The 18,552-nt window shown below is 64.4% G+C and carries 14 protein-coding genes; 12 read left to right on the forward strand and 2 right to left on the reverse strand.

The window, feature by feature from the left end:
• Window positions 1-110: 110 nt before the first annotated feature.
• From CCR95_RS14720 to CCR95_RS14730, 3 genes are read left to right on the forward strand one after another with little or no spacing between them, the layout of a single operon-like run.
• The gene (locus tag CCR95_RS14720; RefSeq protein ID WP_201095783.1) at window positions 111-1,292 is read left to right on the forward strand and encodes an O-succinylhomoserine sulfhydrylase; all 1,182 of its coding nucleotides are present in this window, start codon (window positions 111-113) and stop codon (window positions 1,290-1,292) included.
• A gap of 30 nt (window positions 1,293-1,322) precedes the next feature.
• Window positions 1,323-1,736, forward strand: a complete 414-nt coding sequence (locus tag CCR95_RS14725; RefSeq protein ID WP_201095785.1) for a hypothetical protein — start codon at window positions 1,323-1,325, stop codon at window positions 1,734-1,736.
• On the forward strand, window positions 1,729-2,772 hold the full coding sequence (locus CCR95_RS14730) for a phosphoglycerate mutase (RefSeq protein WP_201095787.1): 1,044 nt from the start codon (window positions 1,729-1,731) through the stop codon (window positions 2,770-2,772). The genes CCR95_RS14725 and CCR95_RS14730 overlap by 8 nt, the downstream gene beginning before the upstream one ends.
• Window positions 2,773-2,917: 145 nt before the next feature.
• Here the strand turns inward: CCR95_RS14730 and CCR95_RS14735 are convergent, their stop codons facing one another.
• Window positions 2,918-3,868: a GGDEF domain-containing protein gene (locus CCR95_RS14735; RefSeq protein WP_242523265.1), complete on the reverse strand. Its 951-nt coding sequence runs from the start codon at window positions 3,866-3,868 to the stop codon at window positions 2,918-2,920.
• Between the two features lie 130 nt (window positions 3,869-3,998).
• Between CCR95_RS14735 and CCR95_RS14740 the strand changes: the two genes are divergently transcribed.
• From CCR95_RS14740 to CCR95_RS14750, 3 genes are all read left to right on the forward strand, one after another.
• Window positions 3,999-5,102 carry an ABC transporter substrate-binding protein gene (locus CCR95_RS14740; RefSeq protein ID WP_201095789.1) on the forward strand — a complete coding sequence of 368 codons (1,104 nt, stop codon included), beginning with the start codon at window positions 3,999-4,001 and terminating at the stop codon, window positions 5,100-5,102.
• Window positions 5,102-7,960 carry a PAS domain S-box protein gene (locus CCR95_RS14745; RefSeq protein WP_201095791.1) on the forward strand — a complete coding sequence of 953 codons (2,859 nt, stop codon included), beginning with the start codon at window positions 5,102-5,104 and terminating at the stop codon, window positions 7,958-7,960. Before CCR95_RS14740 ends, CCR95_RS14745 begins: the two co-directional genes overlap by 1 nt.
• A 66-nt stretch (window positions 7,961-8,026) precedes the next feature.
• A complete protein-coding gene (locus tag CCR95_RS14750) occupies window positions 8,027-10,504 on the forward strand; it encodes a hybrid sensor histidine kinase/response regulator (protein WP_201095793.1) in 2,478 nt (825 codons plus the stop codon).
• 290 nt (window positions 10,505-10,794) lie between these two features.
• Here the strand turns inward: CCR95_RS14750 and CCR95_RS25395 are convergent, their stop codons facing one another.
• Complete coding sequence (locus CCR95_RS25395) at window positions 10,795-10,926, reverse strand: PDDEXK family nuclease (RefSeq protein ID WP_242523266.1); 132 nt, start codon at window positions 10,924-10,926, stop codon at window positions 10,795-10,797.
• A gap of 229 nt (window positions 10,927-11,155) precedes the next feature.
• Here CCR95_RS25395 and groES point away from each other — a divergent pair, with 229 nt between their 5' ends.
• The 6 genes from groES (at window position 11,156) to CCR95_RS14780 (ending at window position 18,380) form a co-directional block, all read left to right on the forward strand.
• Entirely contained in the window at window positions 11,156-11,446 is a 291-nt protein-coding gene (gene groES / locus CCR95_RS14755; protein ID WP_201095795.1) for a co-chaperone GroES, read from the forward strand.
• 74 nt (window positions 11,447-11,520) lie between these two features.
• The gene (groL, locus tag CCR95_RS14760) at window positions 11,521-13,182 is read left to right on the forward strand and encodes a chaperonin GroEL (RefSeq protein WP_201095797.1); all 1,662 of its coding nucleotides are present in this window, start codon (window positions 11,521-11,523) and stop codon (window positions 13,180-13,182) included.
• 194 nt (window positions 13,183-13,376) lie between these two features.
• Window positions 13,377-14,300, forward strand: coding sequence for a D-hexose-6-phosphate mutarotase (locus CCR95_RS14765; RefSeq protein ID WP_201095799.1), 924 nt, complete (start codon window positions 13,377-13,379; stop codon window positions 14,298-14,300).
• The gene (glnE, locus tag CCR95_RS14770) at window positions 14,297-17,158 is read left to right on the forward strand and encodes a bifunctional [glutamate--ammonia ligase]-adenylyl-L-tyrosine phosphorylase/[glutamate--ammonia-ligase] adenylyltransferase (RefSeq protein ID WP_201095807.1); all 2,862 of its coding nucleotides are present in this window, start codon (window positions 14,297-14,299) and stop codon (window positions 17,156-17,158) included. Before CCR95_RS14765 ends, glnE begins: the two co-directional genes overlap by 4 nt.
• Before the next feature lie 29 nt (window positions 17,159-17,187).
• A complete protein-coding gene (locus tag CCR95_RS14775) occupies window positions 17,188-18,111 on the forward strand; it encodes a branched-chain amino acid transaminase (protein WP_201095809.1) in 924 nt (307 codons plus the stop codon).
• Window positions 18,112-18,182: 71 nt separating this feature from the next.
• Window positions 18,183-18,380, forward strand: coding sequence for a zinc-finger domain-containing protein (locus tag CCR95_RS14780; RefSeq protein WP_201095811.1), 198 nt, complete (start codon window positions 18,183-18,185; stop codon window positions 18,378-18,380).
• The last annotated feature ends 172 nt before the right edge of the window (window positions 18,381-18,552 follow it).

The following is an 18,552-nucleotide window of genomic DNA, read 5'->3' on the forward strand; positions in this document are numbered from 1 at the left end:
CGGCAATCCCTGATTCTGCCGAGGCTGAATCGAATCCGAAACATCACATACCGCGCTGGGCGCGGTTTAAACGGGAATCTTGATCAACCATGCCCGAGGATGAGCGTCAAATGATCGAGGCAGGCTTCGCCACCCGCGCCATCCGCACGGGACACCGGCGCACGCCGGAGGGCGAGCATGGCGAACCGATCTTCACCACCTCCAGCTATGTCTTTTCCAGCGCGGCCGAGGCGGCGGCGCGTTTCGCCGGGGATCAAGCCGGCAATATCTACTCGCGCTTCACCAATCCCACGGTGCGCGCCTTCGAGGAACGCCTGGCATCTCTTGAAGGCGGCGAGCGTTGCGTGGCGACAGCCTCGGGCATGGCGGCCATCCTGGCGGTCTGCATGGGGTTGCTGAAGGCCGGCGATCGGATTCTTTCCTCGCGCAGTCTCTTTGGCAGCACGACGATGCTGTTCAACAAATATCTGGCGCGCTTCGGTATCGAGACCACCTATGTGCCACTGAGCGATCCCGACGCCTGGGAGGCCGCGATCAATTCGCGCACCCGTCTGCTGTTTTGCGAAACCCCCTCGAATCCGCTCACCGAAATGGCGGATCTGCGTCAGTTGGCCGCGATTGCCCACCGCCACGACTGTTTGCTGGCGGTCGACAATTGCTTCTGCACCCCGGCCTTGCAGCGCCCGCTCGAACTGGGCGCCGATCTGGTCATGCATTCGGCCACCAAATATCTGGACGGTCAGGGACGCTGTATCGGCGGCGCCGTGGTCGGCGATCATAAGCTGGTGGGCGAGGAAGTCTTTGGCGTTCTGCGCACCGCCGGCCCCACCCTGAGTCCCTTCAATGCCTGGGTGTTTCTCAAGGGGCTCGAAACGCTCGAACTGCGCATGCTCGCGCACGCGCGCGGCGCGGCCCAACTGGCCGACTGGCTACTCGCGCAGCCTGCCGTGGAGCACGTTTATTATCCAGGTTTGAGCGGGCACCCCCAGCATCGTCTGATCGGCACCCAGCAGCGTACCGGCGGGGGCATCGTCGCTTTCGACGTGCGCGGCGGTCAAACCGGTGCCTGGCGGCTGATCGACGCCACCCGACTGCTGTCCATCACCGCCAACCTGGGCGACACCAAGACCACCATCACTCATCCAGCCACCACCACGCATGGACGTCTAAGCCCCGAGGAGCGGAGCGCGGCCGGGATCGGCGACGGTCTGGTGCGGGTCGCCGTGGGGCTGGAGGACATCGCGGATATCCAGGCGGATCTGCGGCCGGGGCTGGCGGATTCGCGAACCTGAAACGGCGGTCAGCTCCAGCAAGGTGATGTCATGAAGATGAAGCAAGCGCTCTCCGGTTGGTGGGCTACCGGTCATCCTTGGCCTTTTAAAAGTCATTGGTATTATTGGTACACAGGTCGGAAGTCAATCGCCATCCTGAGCATGATCCTCAGCATCCTGGTGACGACGCTGTGTTTGACACTGGCCCTCGGCTGTTCGATTTGGGGGATCGTCGTCGCCATTCTGCTGGACTCGGCCGGGTTCTGGTTGACTGCCGTTTATGTCTTTGTGTTGCGATCATCGATCCCGGAGCTAGCGCAAGGTCAGATGGATGCCTTGATCGCCACGCACCTGGTGTTGCCGATGCTGCTCGGCTTGTTCGTCACTAGGGCCTCCACGTTTCTGGTCGCCAAAGCGCTGGCGGTCAAGGCAAAGGATCCGGAGCCGGCCTTGCAGCATGTCTAGCGCCCCAACCCTTGACCTCATCTGCCCCGGCCTGCTAGGGCCAGTCCCGACCTTGCCGCCGCCTTTTCCGAAAACGCCGACGCTCGATCAGTTGTTGAGTCGGGCGGACAAGCGTGCCGCCTCCTTGACCGATCCGCCGGCCGTCCTGCTTGCCGAGTTCGGCGTCTTCGGCGAGCCGGACCGGGATCTTCCGACCGCGCCGCTCTGTCTCCTGGGCGAGGATCCGACCGTCGATCCGGACGCCTGGTGGATGCACGCCGATCCGGTGCATCTACGCGCGGATCGGGATCGGCTACTGCTCTTCGCGGGGGCCGCCATCGCGCCTGATCGCGACGAGGCCGATGCGCTGGTCGCCCTGTTCAACGCGCATTTCGGCGACGCCGGGTTATGGCTTCTGGCACCGACGCCGGGTCGCTGGTATCTCCGGGTCGACCGCCCCCCCGATTTGCGCACGCAACCGCTTCAGCGGGTACTCGGCGGTCCGATCGGCCACGCCTTGCCCAGCGGCCCCGATGCCTCCCGTTGGAACGCGCTGTTGAACGAGGCGCAGATGCTGTTCTTCGGTAGCGCGGTCAATCGCGCGCGCGAGCGCCAGGGCCGGCCAGCGATCAGCGGTCTTTGGGTGTGGGGTGGAGGCGATCGGCCGACGCTCGCGGGCGACTTGCCCGCCGTGCTCGTCGGCGATCATCCATTGACCCTGGGGCTGGCGCGGCACGCGGGTCGGCGACACTTGACCCTGGCGCAGTGGCGCGATGACTCGCCGTCATCGGCCGGCCCTACCGTGGTGTATTGGGATGCCTTGCAGTCGGCGCTCCAAGAACAGGACGTATTGGCCTGGGCCAATTCGCTGAGGGAGCTTGAAAGCTGTCTTCAGGGGACGGCCAAACAGCTTCGCGATGGGGGTGTGTCGCGGATCGTCATCGACCCCTGCCAGGGAATGCGCTGGCGAATCTCCCGCAGCCAACTGCGCCGCTTCTGGCGTCGGCAAGGTCTGCGTTCGTTGTTGGAACTCAGGGAGGCGCTGACCGAACGTTAAGTTCGCTCGGCCACGATCGCCATACCCAGGCAGGGCGGGGCTTTGAATTCGTCAGTCGCTCAGCGGCAAGTGGAGGCTAACGCGGCCCCAGGGTGATTGCGCCACCGATCAGGTGGCAAATCAGCGCCAGAGGTGAGTCGCTGCTTTAGCCGCACGCCAGACAGACTTGATTGCGTCCTGCTTGCTTGGCCAGATAGAGCTGGACATCCGCCTGCTCCAGAAACGCGGATGCCGCCGTTTGTGGCGTCGGCTCGCAGAGTACGGCGCCGATGCTGACCGTCACCCAGGGGAGCGCGGCGGATGCCTCATGCGGGATGCGCAACGCCTCGACCGCCATCCGCAGTTGCTCGGCGATCTGTTCCAATCGATCTGCGGTCTCCACGCTCGCCAGACAGACGAACTCCTCGCCGCCATAACGGGCGACGAAATCCCCGGCCCGCTTGAGCGTTTCGCTCAACGCTTCGGCCACTCGCCGGAGACAGTCGTCGCCCTGAAGATGACCGTGCGCGTCGTTGAATTGCTTGAAGTGGTCGATATCGATCATCGCCAATCCCAGGTGCGCCCTAGCGCGAGCGGCGCGGCGCCACTCCTGTTCGAGCCGTTGGTCCAGGGCTCGGCGGTTGGGGATACCGGTCAGGCCGTCGACCTGGGCGAGCCGCTCCAGCAGGTCGCGCTGATGCTTGAGCTCCAGGTGCGTCCTGACCCGCTGCTTGACGATGGCCTCGTTGAAGGGCTTGACGATGTAGTCGACCGCGCCGATCGCCAGGCCGCGGGTCTCGTCCTCGACACTGGTCAGGGCGGTGATGAAGATGACCGGGATCGGCTTAAGCAGTGGATTGGCCTTGAGCGCGGCGCAGGTCTGGTAGCCGTCCAGCTCGGGCATCATGACATCGAGCAGGATCAGATCCGGCATGATCGTTTCGGCTAGACGCAGCGCCTGGGCGCCGCTGGTGGCGGCGGAGATCCGGTGGCCATCGTCGACCATCATCTTGCTGAGCACGCGGAGATTGTCCGGCAGGTCGTCGACGATCAGGATGCGCATCGGGATATCCAGAGGTTCGATGGCGGGTATGGCCAGATGGCTTGTACTTGTCATGGTTTCGTGGATCATAACAGGGCCGACGCTCGCGATCCCTGTCCAGTCAATCGCCCTGGACGGGCGCGAGAGTTCTCGTCTCGCCGGATGATCTGCATCCCGCCCAACCATCATCGCCGATCTCATGCCCATGCAAAAGCCTCCCCTGCCGTTCATCCTGATCCTGGCGCTCCCGCTGCTCGCCGCCACGGCATCGCTGCTCTGGTGGCTGCTGCGTCCAGTGCCTCCCATCCAGGTCGGACTGATTACCTGGATGGCCTCGGGCGCGGTAGTCGGCTCCAGCGAGATGAACGCGGGCGATCTCTTTCTGGAAGAGTATCCGGACACGCGTATCCGACTGGTGCCGGTGGACGACGAATGGAATCCGGAGCGCACGCCCCGCATCATCGCGGACGCCATGGCGCGCGGGGTGCGTTTCTTCGTCTCCACCCATCCGTCCCATTGCGCGGTGGCCAGCCTGCCGCTGTTCGCGGACGGTCGCGCGCTCGTCATCAACACGGCCTCGACCAGCCCGGCGCTCACCGGCAGGGATGACTTTCTACTGCGCATTACCCCCGACGCCGAGCAGGAACAGCGCGCCATTGCCCGCGAGGTCGCCGGCTGGCCGGGGCGCCGTCTCCTGGTCTTGCAGGACAGCGGCATTCTGGCCTATACGGATCCGGCGTTCGCCGCCTTCTCCGCCGCGCTCGCCACGTTGGGCCACTGGCAAGTCGTCCAGCGCAAGCTGATGATTTCGGCGTTCCGGCCCGAAGACGAACGCGCACTCATGGCCGAGCCCTATGACGCGCTCTATATCCTGGCGGGCAACTACCAGACCGCCATCGGTAACCTCGCGCAATTGTTTCACGCCCTGCATCCCGAGGCGCCGATCCTGCTGACGCCCTGGGCGCGCTCGCCGGCCATTCTCGACACACTTGGCGAGGCCATCGGGCATGTCGTCCTGTCCAGCCAGCATCCCTCGCGCCACACCGATCCAGCGATCGACGACTATTTCCGGCGCTTTCGCGCCCGCTTCGGCTATGAGCCGCACGCCATGACCATCGAGGTACGCCAGGCACTGGAACTCCTCGACCGGGCCTTCCAACAGGGTCACGACACGCCCGAGGCGGTCAAGCGCGATCTGCTCGCGGTCCCGACACACCAGACCAGCCTGGGGCCGATCGCCTTCGACCGCTCCGGGGACGTGACCGGCGACTTCCACTTCCTGCGGGATCTCGACCGAGAACTCCAGTGATGGCTCCGATCCGCCAGCGGCGCACCACCTTCTGGCGTTACAACCTGTTTCTGGAGATTTCGGCGCTGCTGCTGATCTCGGCCATCCTGTTTCTGACCATCTGGCTCGCCATGGGCGAGTTGGGGCAAAGATACCTGCAACTGCGTCTGGCCGACGCCAACAAGGTCGATCTGTTCATTGGCAAGCAGCTCGATGAGGCCCGGCAAGACGTCGAACGCTTCATCGCATTGCCCGAGCCGAGTCGCTCGCCGGAGGTGCTGCGATTCCTGGGTGCCTTCTCGGACCTCTACCGCCTCGACGAGAAACTGCGCGTGGCGCGCATGTATCAGGCGACGGCGGGTAGTCGCGTCTTCGTCGGCTTTTCCCTGTCGGGCGGCAAGCTCGGCGGCTATTTGAGGACGCGGGACGCGCGGGCGGCGTTCTCCGACATCATGCGCGGTTATGAAGACGACGCGCCCAGCGTCTATCTTGCCCTGCGTTCGGCGGGCGACCTCTACCTGGGGCGCCTGAATCTCAGCTATGTTCAGGATTTCCTGAGCGAGTTTTCGCGGTTCGCCGGAACGCCACTGATGTTGGTCGCGAGCGACGGCTTCGTCATGCTGTCGGGTGACGCCGATCTCAGGTTCTCCTCCATCGATCTCAAACGCTGGGCCGGGGCGCCCTCCGCGCGCCTCACGCTGCACGCCAGGGGTCAGGACTGGATTCCGCTGATCTCGACGCGCATCACGCTGGGCGCCAGGATCGTGACGCTCATTTCGACCCAGCCGCTGGAGACCCAGCGCGGCATTCTCCTGCTCGCCGCGCTCGGTTTTCTGGCCGGCATGATCCTGCTGGTCTACCTCAAGAATCGACGGATGAATCATCTGATCCTGCAACCCATCGCCGCCTTCGCCGAGCGGATGCGGGATCTGGAACAAGGCCGGCCGCTCGCCGGGGAACCCGGCAGCGGCCAGCGTTTCGTCGAGATCGACAGTATTCACACGCGCTTTCGGAACATGGCCGAGGCCATCGCGCAGCGGGAGCGGTCGTTGCGCGAGAGCGAGGAGAAATTCCGCCTCGCCTTTGACAATGCCAATACCGGCATGTGTCTGGTGGATCCCCAGGGCCGGCTGTTGCAGGTCAATGACAAGATGACCGCCATCTTCGGTTACCGCCAGCAGGAGCTGGAAGGGATGAGCGTCAATGACCTGGCCGTACCCGAGGATCTGGGCCTGAGCCCAGGGTATATCGATCAAGCGGTGCGGGGCGAGGGCGACAGCACGACCTTCGAGAAGCGCTATCGTCATCGTCAGGGCCAGATCATTGACTGCCAGATCGCCTCGTCGCTGGTGCGCGATGCTCAGGGTCAACCCCGGTATTTCATTTCCCAGGTCCAGGACATCAGCGAGCGCCGGCGCTACGAGCAGGAACTCCAGCAGGCGCGGGACGCCGCCGAGCTGGCCAACCGCGCCAAATCCGCCTTCCTCGCCAACATGAGCCATGAGATCCGCACCCCGCTCAATGCCATTCTCGGGTTCGCTCAGGTGCTCATGCGGGCGCCTGAGTTGAGCGCCGAGCACCGCAACCAGCTCGCGACGATCCTGCGCAGCGGCCAGCATCTGCTGGCCCTCCTCAACGACATCCTCGATATAGCCAAGATCGAGGCCGGTCGGCTGACCTGCGAGCGCGCGCCCTTCGACCCGGCCGCGCTGATACGGGAAACGGAGGCCATCTTTCGGCCACGCGCCCATGACCAGGGACTGGCCCTGAGCGTCGCGATCCACCAGCTCCCGCGTCGGGTCGCCGGCGACGCCTTGAAGCTACGTCAGGTGCTGATCAATCTGGTCAGCAATGCCATCAAGTTTACCCGGAGCGGGACGGTGATCCTGAGCGCCGAGGGTCGCGGCGGCGAGCGGATCCACTTCAGCGTTGCCGATACCGGAATGGGGATCGCCCCCGACGAACTGGATCGGATCTTCGATCCCTTCACCCAGGCCGAGAGCGGGCGGGTCACTCAGGGCGGCACCGGTTTGGGGCTGGCGCTGAGCCGGCAGTTCGTGCGGCTCATGGGCGGCGCGCTGAGCGTCGCGAGCGTGCCGGGCCAGGGCAGCCGCTTCACCTTTGCCCTGACCCTGCCGCCGGTCGCTGTCGCCGAGCCGGCGCCGCTCGCGCCCAGGGGTCGGATCCTCGGCCTGGAGCCGGATCAGCCGCTCCAGCGCGTCCTGGTAGCGGATGACCTGGAGGACAACCGCGCGCCACTGTGCGCCCTGCTGAACGCGCTCAATCCGCGTCCTCCGGTGCTGGAGATCCGCGAGGCGGCCAATGGCCGGGAGGCGGTGGAGATATGGAAAACCTGGCAGCCCCAGGTGATCTTCATGGACATGCGCATGCCGGTCATGTCGGGGGAAGAGGCGACCCGCGCGATCAAGGCGCGCATGCGCGAGCGGCCCAAGGCGGTGCGCTCCATCGTGGTGGCGCTCACCGCGAGCGCCTTCGACGAGCAGCGGGACCATTTCCTCGCCATCGGCTGCGATGCCTTCGCCCGCAAGCCCTTCGAGGCCGATGAACTGCTCGACATCCTGGAGCGTCACGCCGGTCTGCGGCTGGCGCGCGACACCGCGCCGCCGCCCGCGCCGCCCACCCCATCCTTGTCGCCCGCGGTCGCGGCCGAGCGTCTGGCCGCCTATCCCGCCGAGTGGCGCGCCGCGTTGGAACAGGCGGTGGAACTGGCCGATTTCGAGCGGATCAGCGCGCTACTGGAGGCCATCCGTGGCCGCGATCCCGCGCTGGAGAAAACCCTCGGGCACTGGGCCTATCGCTTCGATCTGGAGAGCTTCATGGCGTTGTACGCCGGGCATCGGAGGTCTCGGGATGCCTAAACCGCGCCCAGCGTGGTAGGCGATGTTTTCACTCGAAACTCAGCATCTTGCTCTGGACACGGTTTAATGGATATTAAGACCATCCTCTTCATTCTGGCGCTGGGCAATCTGGTCTTCGGCCTGGAGCTGATTCTCTACCAGCGGCGCGAGCGCGATGCCCAGGACAACCCCTTCTGGATCGCCGCCAAGCTGCTACAAGGCATCGGCTGGCTCGTCCTCTCCGGGCGCAACACTATCCCCGACTTTGTCTATATCCCGGTCGGCAACGCCGCGCTCTTCTGCGGGTTGGCCTATGAATGCTGGGCCATCTTCCGAATTCTCGGGTACCCGGTCAGCCGCGATCTGCATCTCGGCGTCACCGCTGGATTGATGCTGGTGGTGGCGCTTTTTTCGGGTCTGTCCTCACCGTTTCGCATCCTCATTGCCTCGCTGATCATGGCCTTCTTCTTCGCCTACCCGGCGTGGGCGCTGCTGCGCGGGCGCGAGAACCGCTCGCGGCTGCGGACCGCACTCGGCATCGTCATGTGGCTGATGGCCGCCCTGATGATCGCCCGCGCGCTCTGGACGGTTCTGGCGCCGCCGAACATTGACCTCTTCACCGGCAATCTGGTGCAGGTGAGCGTCTTCCTGTCCTTGTTGTTGCTGCTGCTGATCAACGGCTTCGGGATGCTGCTCCTGGCCAGGGAGGCGACCGATCGCGACTTGCATCGGGTCTTGCGGGAGCAGAAGGCCATTCTTGAGACCCTGCCCACCGGCCTCTGCATCCTGCGCGAGCGCCTCATCGATCGCTGTAATCCGGCGATGGAGAACATCTTCGGTTTCGCGCCGGGGGCCTTGATCGGCCGCTCGACGCATTGTCTCTACGAGAACGCCGAGGTCTATGCCGAATATGGACGCCAGGTTTACTCGGATCTGGAGCGCAACGGGCACTGCGCGGGCGAACTCGCGTTCATGCGTCAGAATGGCGAGCATTTTTGGGGCAAGATTCAGGGAACGTACCTGTTTCCCGAGCGTTCCAGTGTCTACACGGTCTTTGCCATCACTGACATCACCGAGCAGATCCAGCAGCAGGAGACGCTGACCCGCCAGCGGGACGCCCTGGCCGAGGCCCGCGATCAGGCGGAGGCCGCGAATCGCGCCAAGAGCGAATTCCTCGCCAACATGAGCCATGAGATCCGCACGCCGCTGAATGCCATTCTGGGCTTCTCCCAGGTGTTGGGACGGGACGCCAGCCTGGGCGCCGCGCAGAAGGAGCAGTTGGGCACCATCCTGCACAGCGGCGAGCATCTGCTGACACTCATCAACGGCATCCTCGACATGGCCAAGATCGAGGCCTGCCGGATGACGCTCCAGTCAGCCCCCTTCGATCTCGCCGCGCTGCTTGCCGAGACCGAAGCCATTTTCCGCCAGCGCGCCCTGGAGCGAAGTCTAACCCTGACGGTCGAGGCCCCCGATCTCCCCCGGACGGTCCTTGGGGACGCGACGCGGCTGCGTCAGGTGCTGATCAACCTGATCGGCAACGCCATCAAGTTCACCCAGGCCGGGGGCGTGACCCTGCGCGTGGAGACAGCTCCGCGCCGGGACGGCGCCGACATGATCCGCTTCAGCGTCATGGATACCGGCGTGGGGATCGCGCCAGCCGAGCGGGCACGCATCTTCGAGCCCTTCACCCAAGCCGACGGTGGCCGACGGGTCGCGGGCGGGACCGGACTGGGGCTGGCCCTGAGCCGCCAGTTCGTTCGACTCATGGGTGGCGCCCTGACGCTGTCGAGCGAGCCGGGGCGGGGCAGTCGCTTTGCCTTCGCGTTACCCTTGCCGCGAACCGAGGCACCTGTCCCGGTGGCGGTCCGTTCCGCCTGCCGGATCATCGGACTGGAGCCCGATCAACCCCCAAGCCGGATCCTCATCGTCGACGATCTGGCCGATAATCGCGAGCCGCTGCGCGCCCTCCTGCATTCGATCGATTCCGCGTCACGACCGATCCTGGAGTTCCGGGAGGCGGGCGACGGCCGCGATGCGCTGGAGATCTGGGAGACCTGGCAGCCGCATCTGATCTTCATGGACATGCGCATGCCGGTGATGTCGGGCGAGGAGGCGACCCGCGCGATCAAGACGCGGATGCGTGAGCGGCCCGACGCGGTGCACTCCATCGTGGTGGCGCTCACCGCCAGTGTCTTTGAGGATCAGCGCGATCAGGTGCTCGCCTGCGGCTGCGACGAGTTCGCCCGCAAACCCTTCCATGCCGACGAGCTGTTCGACATCCTGGAGCGCCTGACCGATCTGCGATTCATGCGCGACGCGGCGGCACCGGTCGCACGGCCAGCACCACTCTCGCCCGAGGCCGCAGCCGAGCGCCTGGCCGCCTGTCCCGCGCCGTGGCGCGCCGATCTGGAGCGCGCGGTGCGGCTCGCCGATTTCGATCGGATTAACGAAGTGCTGGAGTGGATTCGCCATCGCGATGCCGAGTTGGCTGAGCGACTGGCGCAATGGTCTTACGACTTCGACCTGGCGGCATTCACGCGGCTGTGCGACAGCGCCGTCTAACAATCTCGACCACCCTTTGATCCCTGATGACCGGGCTTCGTCGCTGAACGGCCGCATGGCAGACGGCGGCGGTCCCGGTTGTGAGTTAGCCATCGCTCGTCCCGCCGAAGCGATCAATCCAGGTTCCTGAAAATGCGTCCCCAACCGATCTCAATCTCCAGGCTGGTCAGCGGCAGCGGTTCGCCAGCGGCGATATCGTGAAGCGCCCAGGTGTCGTCGCCGCCGCGCCGGTAGAGTTCGATGGTCTGTTTCTCGGGATCGATGAGGACGATCGGAGGCCACGCTCAAGGTCACGGGCGCCGGGAGGCGCCGCTCATAGCAAAGACTTCGCCATGATAAAACTCCGATTTTTCAATCCGCTCGCTGTCCCAGGCGAGATAATCGGCGGCTGAAAATGGCGTGTTGGCTTGTGGCAGGCTCATGGTGGCGACTCCATTTTGACGCGTTGATTCAAGACTCTAGCAGGCAACAGCGGTTGCCGCGAGATCCTGTGTTGTACTCAGATGCACGGGGGTAAAGGCCACGCAACCCTTGACACCCGACGATTAGTCTCTACCATTAGCACTCGTTCCTAGTGAGTGCTAACAACCGCGCTTTTCGGCGTGGATCGTGGCGCCAATCAACCTTCTCAACCGCACAAGGAGATCCTTCATGAACATCCGTCCCTTGCATGACCGCGTCGTTGTCCGTCGCATGGAAGAGGAGCGCACGACTGCCGGCGGCATCGTGATCCCTGATTCCGCCACCGAAAAGCCGATCCAGGGCGAAATCATCGCCGTGGGCAATGGCAAGATTCTGGAGAATGGCGAAGTTCGTCCGCTGGATGTCAAGGTCGGCGACCGCGTCCTCTTCGGCAAGTATTCCGGCACTGAGGTCAAGCTCGACGGCACCGATTTCCTGGTGATGCGCGAGGAAGACATCATGGGCGTCGTCGAGGGCTGAGCTGCCTCCGTCGTCCCTGTCCGCTCCGCAATCCCAGTAGTTCAAGCAACGAATCAATTCGAGGAAGGTAAAGAATGAGCGCAAAAGACGTGAAGTTTGGCGGCGATGCCCGTGCCCGCATGATGGAAGGCGTGAACATCCTCGCCAATGCCGTCAAGGTGACCCTGGGTCCCAAAGGCCGTAACGTGGTGCTGGACAAGTCCTTTGGCGCGCCGACCGTGACCAAGGACGGCGTCTCCGTCGCCAAGGAAATCGAACTCAAGGATAAGTTCGAGAACATGGGCGCGCAGATGGTCAAGGAAGTGGCCTCGCACACCTCTGATATCGCCGGCGACGGCACCACCACCGCGACCGTGCTGGCTCAGGCCATGGTCCGCGAGGGTCTGAAGGCGGTGGCCGCCGGCATGAACCCGATGGATCTCAAGCGCGGCATGGATAAGGCGGTCGAGGCGGCCGTCGAGGAGCTGAAGAAGCTCTCCAAGCCCTGCACCGAGAACAAGGCGATCGCTCAGGTTGGCACCATCTCCGCCAACTCCGACGAGTCGATCGGCAAGATCATCGCCGATGCGATGGAAAAGGTCGGCAAGGAAGGCGTCATCACCGTTGAAGACGGCACCTCGCTGCACAACGAGCTGGATGTCGTCGAAGGCATGCAGTTCGACCGCGGCTATCTCTCGCCCTATTTCATCAACAACCAGCAGAGCCAGAGCGCCGAGCTGGAAGACCCCTATATCCTCCTGCACGACAAGAAGATCTCCAATATCCGCGAGCTGCTGCCGGTGCTCGAAGCCGTCGCCAAGGCGGGGCGTCCGTTGCTGATCGTCGCCGAGGATGTCGAAGGCGAGGCGCTGGCCACGCTGGTGGTCAACACCCTGCGCGGCATCGTCAAGGTCTGTGCCGTCAAGGCGCCCGGCTTCGGCGATCGTCGCAAGGCCATGTTGCAGGACATCGCCGTTCTGACCGGCGCGACCGTCATCGCCGAGGAAGTGGGTCTGTCGCTGGAAAAGGCCACCCTGAACGAGCTGGGTACCGCCAAGCGGGTCCAGGTCGCCAAGGATGAGACCACCCTCATCGACGGCGCCGGCTCCGAGATCGATATCAAGGCGCGTTGCGAGCAGATCCGCTCGCAGGTCGAAGAGACCAGCTCCGACTACGACAAGGAGAAGCTCCAGGAACGTCTGGCCAAGCTGGCCGGCGGCGTCGCTGTCATCAAGGTTGGCGCCGCCACCGAGATGGAAATGAAGGAAAAGAAGGCGCGCGTCGAAGACGCATTGCACGCCACCCGCGCGGCGGTCGAGGAAGGCATCGTGCCCGGCGGCGGTGTCGCGCTGGTGCGCGCGCAGACTGCGGTCAAGGGTCTGACCGGCGCCAACCACGATCAGGATGTCGGCATCACTATCGCCCGTCGCGCGATGGAAGAGCCGCTGCGTCAGATCGTCGCCAATGCCGGCTGCGAGCCGTCGGTCATCCTGCACAAGGTGGTCGAGGGTTCGGGTAACTTCGGTTACAACGCGGCCAACGGCGAATATGGCGATATGGTCGAGATGGGCATTCTGGATCCGACCAAGGTTACCCGTTCGGCGCTTCAGAACGCCGCGTCGGTCGCTGGTCTGATGATCACCACCGAGGCCATGATCGCCGACGAGCCGAAGGACGATTCGCCAATGCCGGGCGGCGGCGATATGGGTGGAATGGGCGGCATGGGCGGAATGGGTGGCATGGGCGGCATGATGTAAGCCCGCGTCTGGCCCTCGTCTCTGAAAGCCCCGCCTCGGCGGGGCTTTTTCGTTTCCGGGACCGCTGCCGGAAACCGAATCCGTTCATGGTTCGACAAGCTCACCACGAACGGATTACATTCACTCACCACGAACGAACTGCATTTGGCGTACAGTTTTCCAGAGATCTCCTAACCGCGACCAGAGGACACATAATGGATATCGCCGCATTGAATGCCGAATTCGCCATTCCCGACAACCTGCGTTTCACCGAGGGGCCGGGCGGTCTGACGATGATCGAGATCGCGAACGGTCTCGCCACCGCCACGATCTCGCCCTATGCCGGTCAGGTGCTGGCGTATCGTCCGGCCGGCGCGCCCGATGACCTGCTGTTCGTCAGCGAGCGCGCCTATTACGCGCCGGACAAGGCGATCAAGGGCGGTATCCCGATCTGCTGGCCCTGGTTCGGGCCGGATCCGGAGGAGAAGGGGCGTGGCGGGCACGGGTTTGTGCGAGCCTGGCCGTGGGAGGTGAGGGCGTGCAAAGCGCAACCCGACGGCTCGACCCTGGTCAAGCTCGGCTTGGCGGACGATGCGGCTACCCGCGCGATCTGGCCGCATTTTTTCAATCTCAGGCTGGAGGTCGTCGTCGGCGCGACCCTGTCCGTGACGCTGGTCACCCGCAATGCCGGCGATGCGCCGATCCGCATCACCCAGGGTCTGCATAGCTATTTCAAGGTGGGCGACGCGACCCAGACACGGGTCGAGGGACTCGACGGCTGCCGCTACATCGACAAGGCCGCTGGCGCGGGCGATGCGGTCGTCGTGCAGGCGGGGCCGGTGACCGTGTCCGGCGAGGTCAATCGGATCTATGAGCAGGTTCCGGCCAGCCTGAGCATCGAGGATCCGGTGCTGAATCGTCGCATCCGCATCGACGCCCAACACAGCCGTACCTGCGTGGTCTGGAATCCCTGGGTCGAGACGGCGCGGGCGATGGATGACCTGGACGACTTGGACTATCTGCGCTTCCTCTGTGTCGAAACGGTCAATACCGCCTCTGAGGTGATCGAGATTCCGCCTCAGGGTGAGTCTCGGATCGTCGCCGAGTATCGGATCGAGCCCCTGACGGCCAGCGCATGAGTGACGGTGCCCACGCAAATCCAGCAACCGAGTCCCAGTGGCTGGACTGGCTCGGTTGGGCGAGCGAGCAGGGCGTCGCTGTCCCGGATGATGCCGCCTTCGCGGAGGCCCGCGCGCGGGTCTGGGAGGCGAGCGAATTTGTCGCGACCGCCGCCGCGCGTCATCCGGGCGACTTCGCCGAGCTGATTGCGAGTGGCGATCTGGAGCGATCGTCTGGCGAAGGCGTGCTGGCGCGGCGGCTGGAGGCGGCCCTGGACGGGGTCGCCGACGAGCTAGCGTTGCAAAAGGCGCTGCGACTGTTTCGACGCCGCGAGATGATCCGCATTATCTGGCGCGATCTGGCGGGTTTTGCGCCACTCCCGGAAACCCTGGAGGATCTCTCCGAACTGGCGGATGTCTGCATCCGGCAGGCGCTGGAGCGGCTGTCTGACTGGACCCGCGCCGAACTCGGCACCCCCCGCGATCCTGCCGGCCGTCCGCTGCGTCTGGTCGTGCTGGCGATGGGCAAGCTCGGGGCCCGCGAACTGAATCTGAGTTCGGATATCGACCTGATCTTCGCCTTTCCGCAAGGCGGCGAGGTGACGGACGGACCGCGCCGCCTGAGTCACGAGCAATGGTTCGTGCGTCTCGCCCAGCGGCTGGTCCAGGCATTGGCCAGTCAGACCGTCGACGGGTTCGTGTTCCGGGTCGATACCCGGCTGCGGCCCTTTGGCGAGGTCGGCCCGCTGGCCATGAGCTTTCAGGCCATGGAGGATTATTATCAGTCACAGGCGCGCGAGTGGGAACGCTACGCCATGATCAAGGCCCGTCCGGTCGCGGGCGATCCCGCCGACCGCGATCAACTCATGCTCATGCTGCGGCCCTTCGTCTACCGGCGTTATCTGGATTTCGGCGCCTTCGAGTCACTGCGCGATCTCAAGCGGATGATCGCCAAGGAACTCTACCGACGCGGCATGGAGGCCAACATCAAGCTCGGCCCCGGCGGCATCCGCGAGATCGAGTTCATCGGTCAGGCGTTCCAGTTGGTCCGTGGTGGTCGCGATCCCGACCTGCAGGTCCGCCCGATTCGTCAGGTGCTCGCCTGTCTGGCGGACAAACAGTTGATGCCCGCAGACGCCATCGCCCAACTCGACGCGGCTTATGTCTTTCTGCGTCTGGTCGAAAACCGGCTCCAGGCGTATCGCGACAAACAGACCCACAAGCTGCCGGAGGATGCGCTCGGTCAATGGCGTCTGGCGCGTTCCATGGGATTCGCCGACTGGCCGATCTTTGCGTCGGTGCTGCAGGCGCATCGTCGCCTGGTCCAACAGCAGTTCGATCATGTCTTTGCCACGCCCGACAGCCACGAGGAGCCGGGCGAGTCCAGCCTGAACGGCCTCTGGACGGGGACGCACGAAGCGGTGCATGACCTGGAACTCCTGGATCGGGCTGGTTTTTCCGACCCCGCGGCCGCCCGCCTCCGGATTGAACAGTTCCGCGAAACCACCGCTCGCAAGGGGCTCAGCAGTCGGGGTCGCGACCGTCTGGCGCAACTGATGCCGATGGTGCTGCGGGTGATCGCCACCAGCGAGCAGCCCGATCTGGCGCTGAAGCGGGTGTTGCGCGTGCTGGAATCCGTCGCGCGACGCACCGCCTATCTCGCCATGCTGGTCGAGTCTCCGGATATCCTGGCCCAACTCGCCCGGTTATCCGGCATGAGCCCCTGGTTCACCGACAAGATCAGCCGTCATCCGCTCCTGCTCGACGAGCTGATCGACCCGCGCCGGCTCTATGCCCCGCTGCGCCGCGAGGATCTGGAGTCCGAACTCGATGCCTTGTTGTCGCATCTGGACGCCGACGATCTGGAACAGCAGATGGAGCGGCTGCATCAGTTCGCCCAGGGCAACATGCTGCGGGTCGCCGCGGCGGATCTGACCGAGGCCATCCCGCTGATGGTGGTCAGCGATTATCTGACCGAAATCGCGGAGGTGGCGATCGCGCGCGTGTTGCGGCTAGCGTTCGCGCATCTGGTCCGTCAGCACGGGCGCCCCACCGCCATTCTGGGCGAGGACACCGGCTTTCTGGTGCTCGGCTACGGCAAACTGGGCGGGATCGAACTGGGGTACGGTTCGGATCTGGATCTGGTGTTTCTTCATGGCACCGAGCAGGTCAGCGCTATGACCGACGGCACGAAGTCGATCAGCAACGAGCAGTTTTATGCCCGGCTCGGACAGCGCATGATTCACATGATGACGACGCGGACCGCCTCAGGCGCGCTCTACGAGATCGACATGCGACTGCGACCGGATGGCAACAAGGGCATGCTGGCGCGCTCGCTCCAGTCGTTTGCGTCCTATCAGGAGAGCGACGCCTGGACCTGGGAGCATCAGGCCCTGGTGCGCGCCCGTCCGGTGGCGGGCGACCGGCTGCTGGCCGAGCGTTTCGGAACGGTGCGACGCGCGATTCTCTGTCGCGAGCGCGATCCCGAGACACTGCGCGACGAGGTGCGGACGATGCGCGAGAAGATGCGCGCCACTCTGGACAAGTCGCACGATGAGCGTTTCGACCTCAAGCAGGGTTCGGGCGGTATTGCGGATATCGAGTTTATGGTTCAATACGCCGTCCTGCGTTGGGCGGTGGCGCACCCGGCGCTGGCGGACTGGACCGACAATGTCCGGCTGCTGGAGACCTTGGCGCGGCTTGGCTTGCTGCCCGGACAAGCGGCCGAGAATCTCACCGATGCCTACAAGGCATTGCGCGCGGTCTATCATCGCAGCGCGCTCCAGGAACAGCCGAAGACCATCCCCGCGGATCAGTTTCAGGCCGAGCGCGACCGGGTTCGGGAGTGGTGGCGTGCGTTGATGGAGAGCGGCGAGTGATCAGTGAATTAAACGAGCGGAGTTGAAACATGTCGACGATGGCGGACCGTGACGGTCTGATCTGGCTGGATGGCGAAATGGTGCCCTGGCGTGAAGCCAAGACCCACGTTCTGACCCATACCCTGCATTATGGCATGGGCGTTTTCGAGGGCGTCCGGGCCTACAAGACCGCCCAAGGCGCGGCGATCTTCCGGCTGGCGGAGCATACTGATCGCCTCTTCAACTCCGCCCATATCCTGGGGATGCCGATGCCCTGGGACCGTGCCACCCTGAACCGGGCGCAGCGCGACGTGGTGCGCGAGAACCATCTGGACTCCGGTTATATCCGTCCCATGTGTTTCTACGGTTCCGAGGGTATGGGCCTGCGCGCGGACAATCTCCAGGTTCACTGCATGGTCGCCGCCTGGCCCTGGGGCGCCTATCTGGGCGAGGACAATATGCGCAACGGCATCCGCATCAAGGTGTCGTCCTTCACCCGTCATCATGTGAACACCACCATGTGTCGGGCCAAGGCCAATGGCAACTACATGAACTCCATGATGGCGCTGCAAGAGGCGCTACGCGATGGCTACGATGAGGCGTTGCTGCTCGATGCCTCCGGCTTCGTCATGGAAGGCAGCGGCGAGAACGTCTTCATCGTGCGTGACGGCATCCTCTACACGCCGGATCTGACCTCCGCGCTGGACGGCATCACCCGCCGTACGGTCATGACCCTGTGCGACGAACTCGATCTTCGTTTCGTGGAAAAGCGCATCACCCGCGACGAGGTCTATATCGCCGACGAAGCCTTCTTCACCGGCACCGCCGCCGAGGTCACGCCGATCCGCGAGGTGGACGGTCGCGCCATTGGAGCCGGAACCCGCGGTCCCATCACCGAACGTCTGCAAACGCTCTATTTCGATCAGGTCCATGGACGTCGCGACCGCCATCCGGAGTGGCTGACGCTGGTCTGAAACCCGCGTCCAGCCGGCCTTAGCCGCCGACTGGACGCACCGAGACACACTCGATGACGGAGAGTCAATCCATGCCCCATACCGCTGCCGCAAGCACGCCCGTGCAACAGGCCATTCAGGTCAGCCGCAAGGATCTGCCCCTATCCTGTCCGCCGCCTGACACCCCTGTCTGGAACCTGCACCCACGGGTCTATCTGCCGATCGAGGACGAACCGAACGGCGAGGCTGTCTGCCCCTATTGCGGTGCGCGGTATGTCCTGACGGATTGAGCCTGGATGCATCGGGAGAGAGCGGCCGAATGGTGACGTTCACACCGAGAATGACCGCCAAATCCACAGCCAGGCCACGAACAAGTCTACTGCGGCACTGCAGCCCGACACGCAGCCGGATGGCATTTCCGCCGATGACCGCCGCCCCGCCGCCCCTGATCAAACCCTGGCA

The sequence above is a fragment of the Thiocystis minor genome, from assembly GCF_016653465.1.
In the GTDB taxonomy this organism is placed as follows: Bacteria; Pseudomonadota; Gammaproteobacteria; order Chromatiales; family Chromatiaceae; genus Chromatium; species Chromatium minus.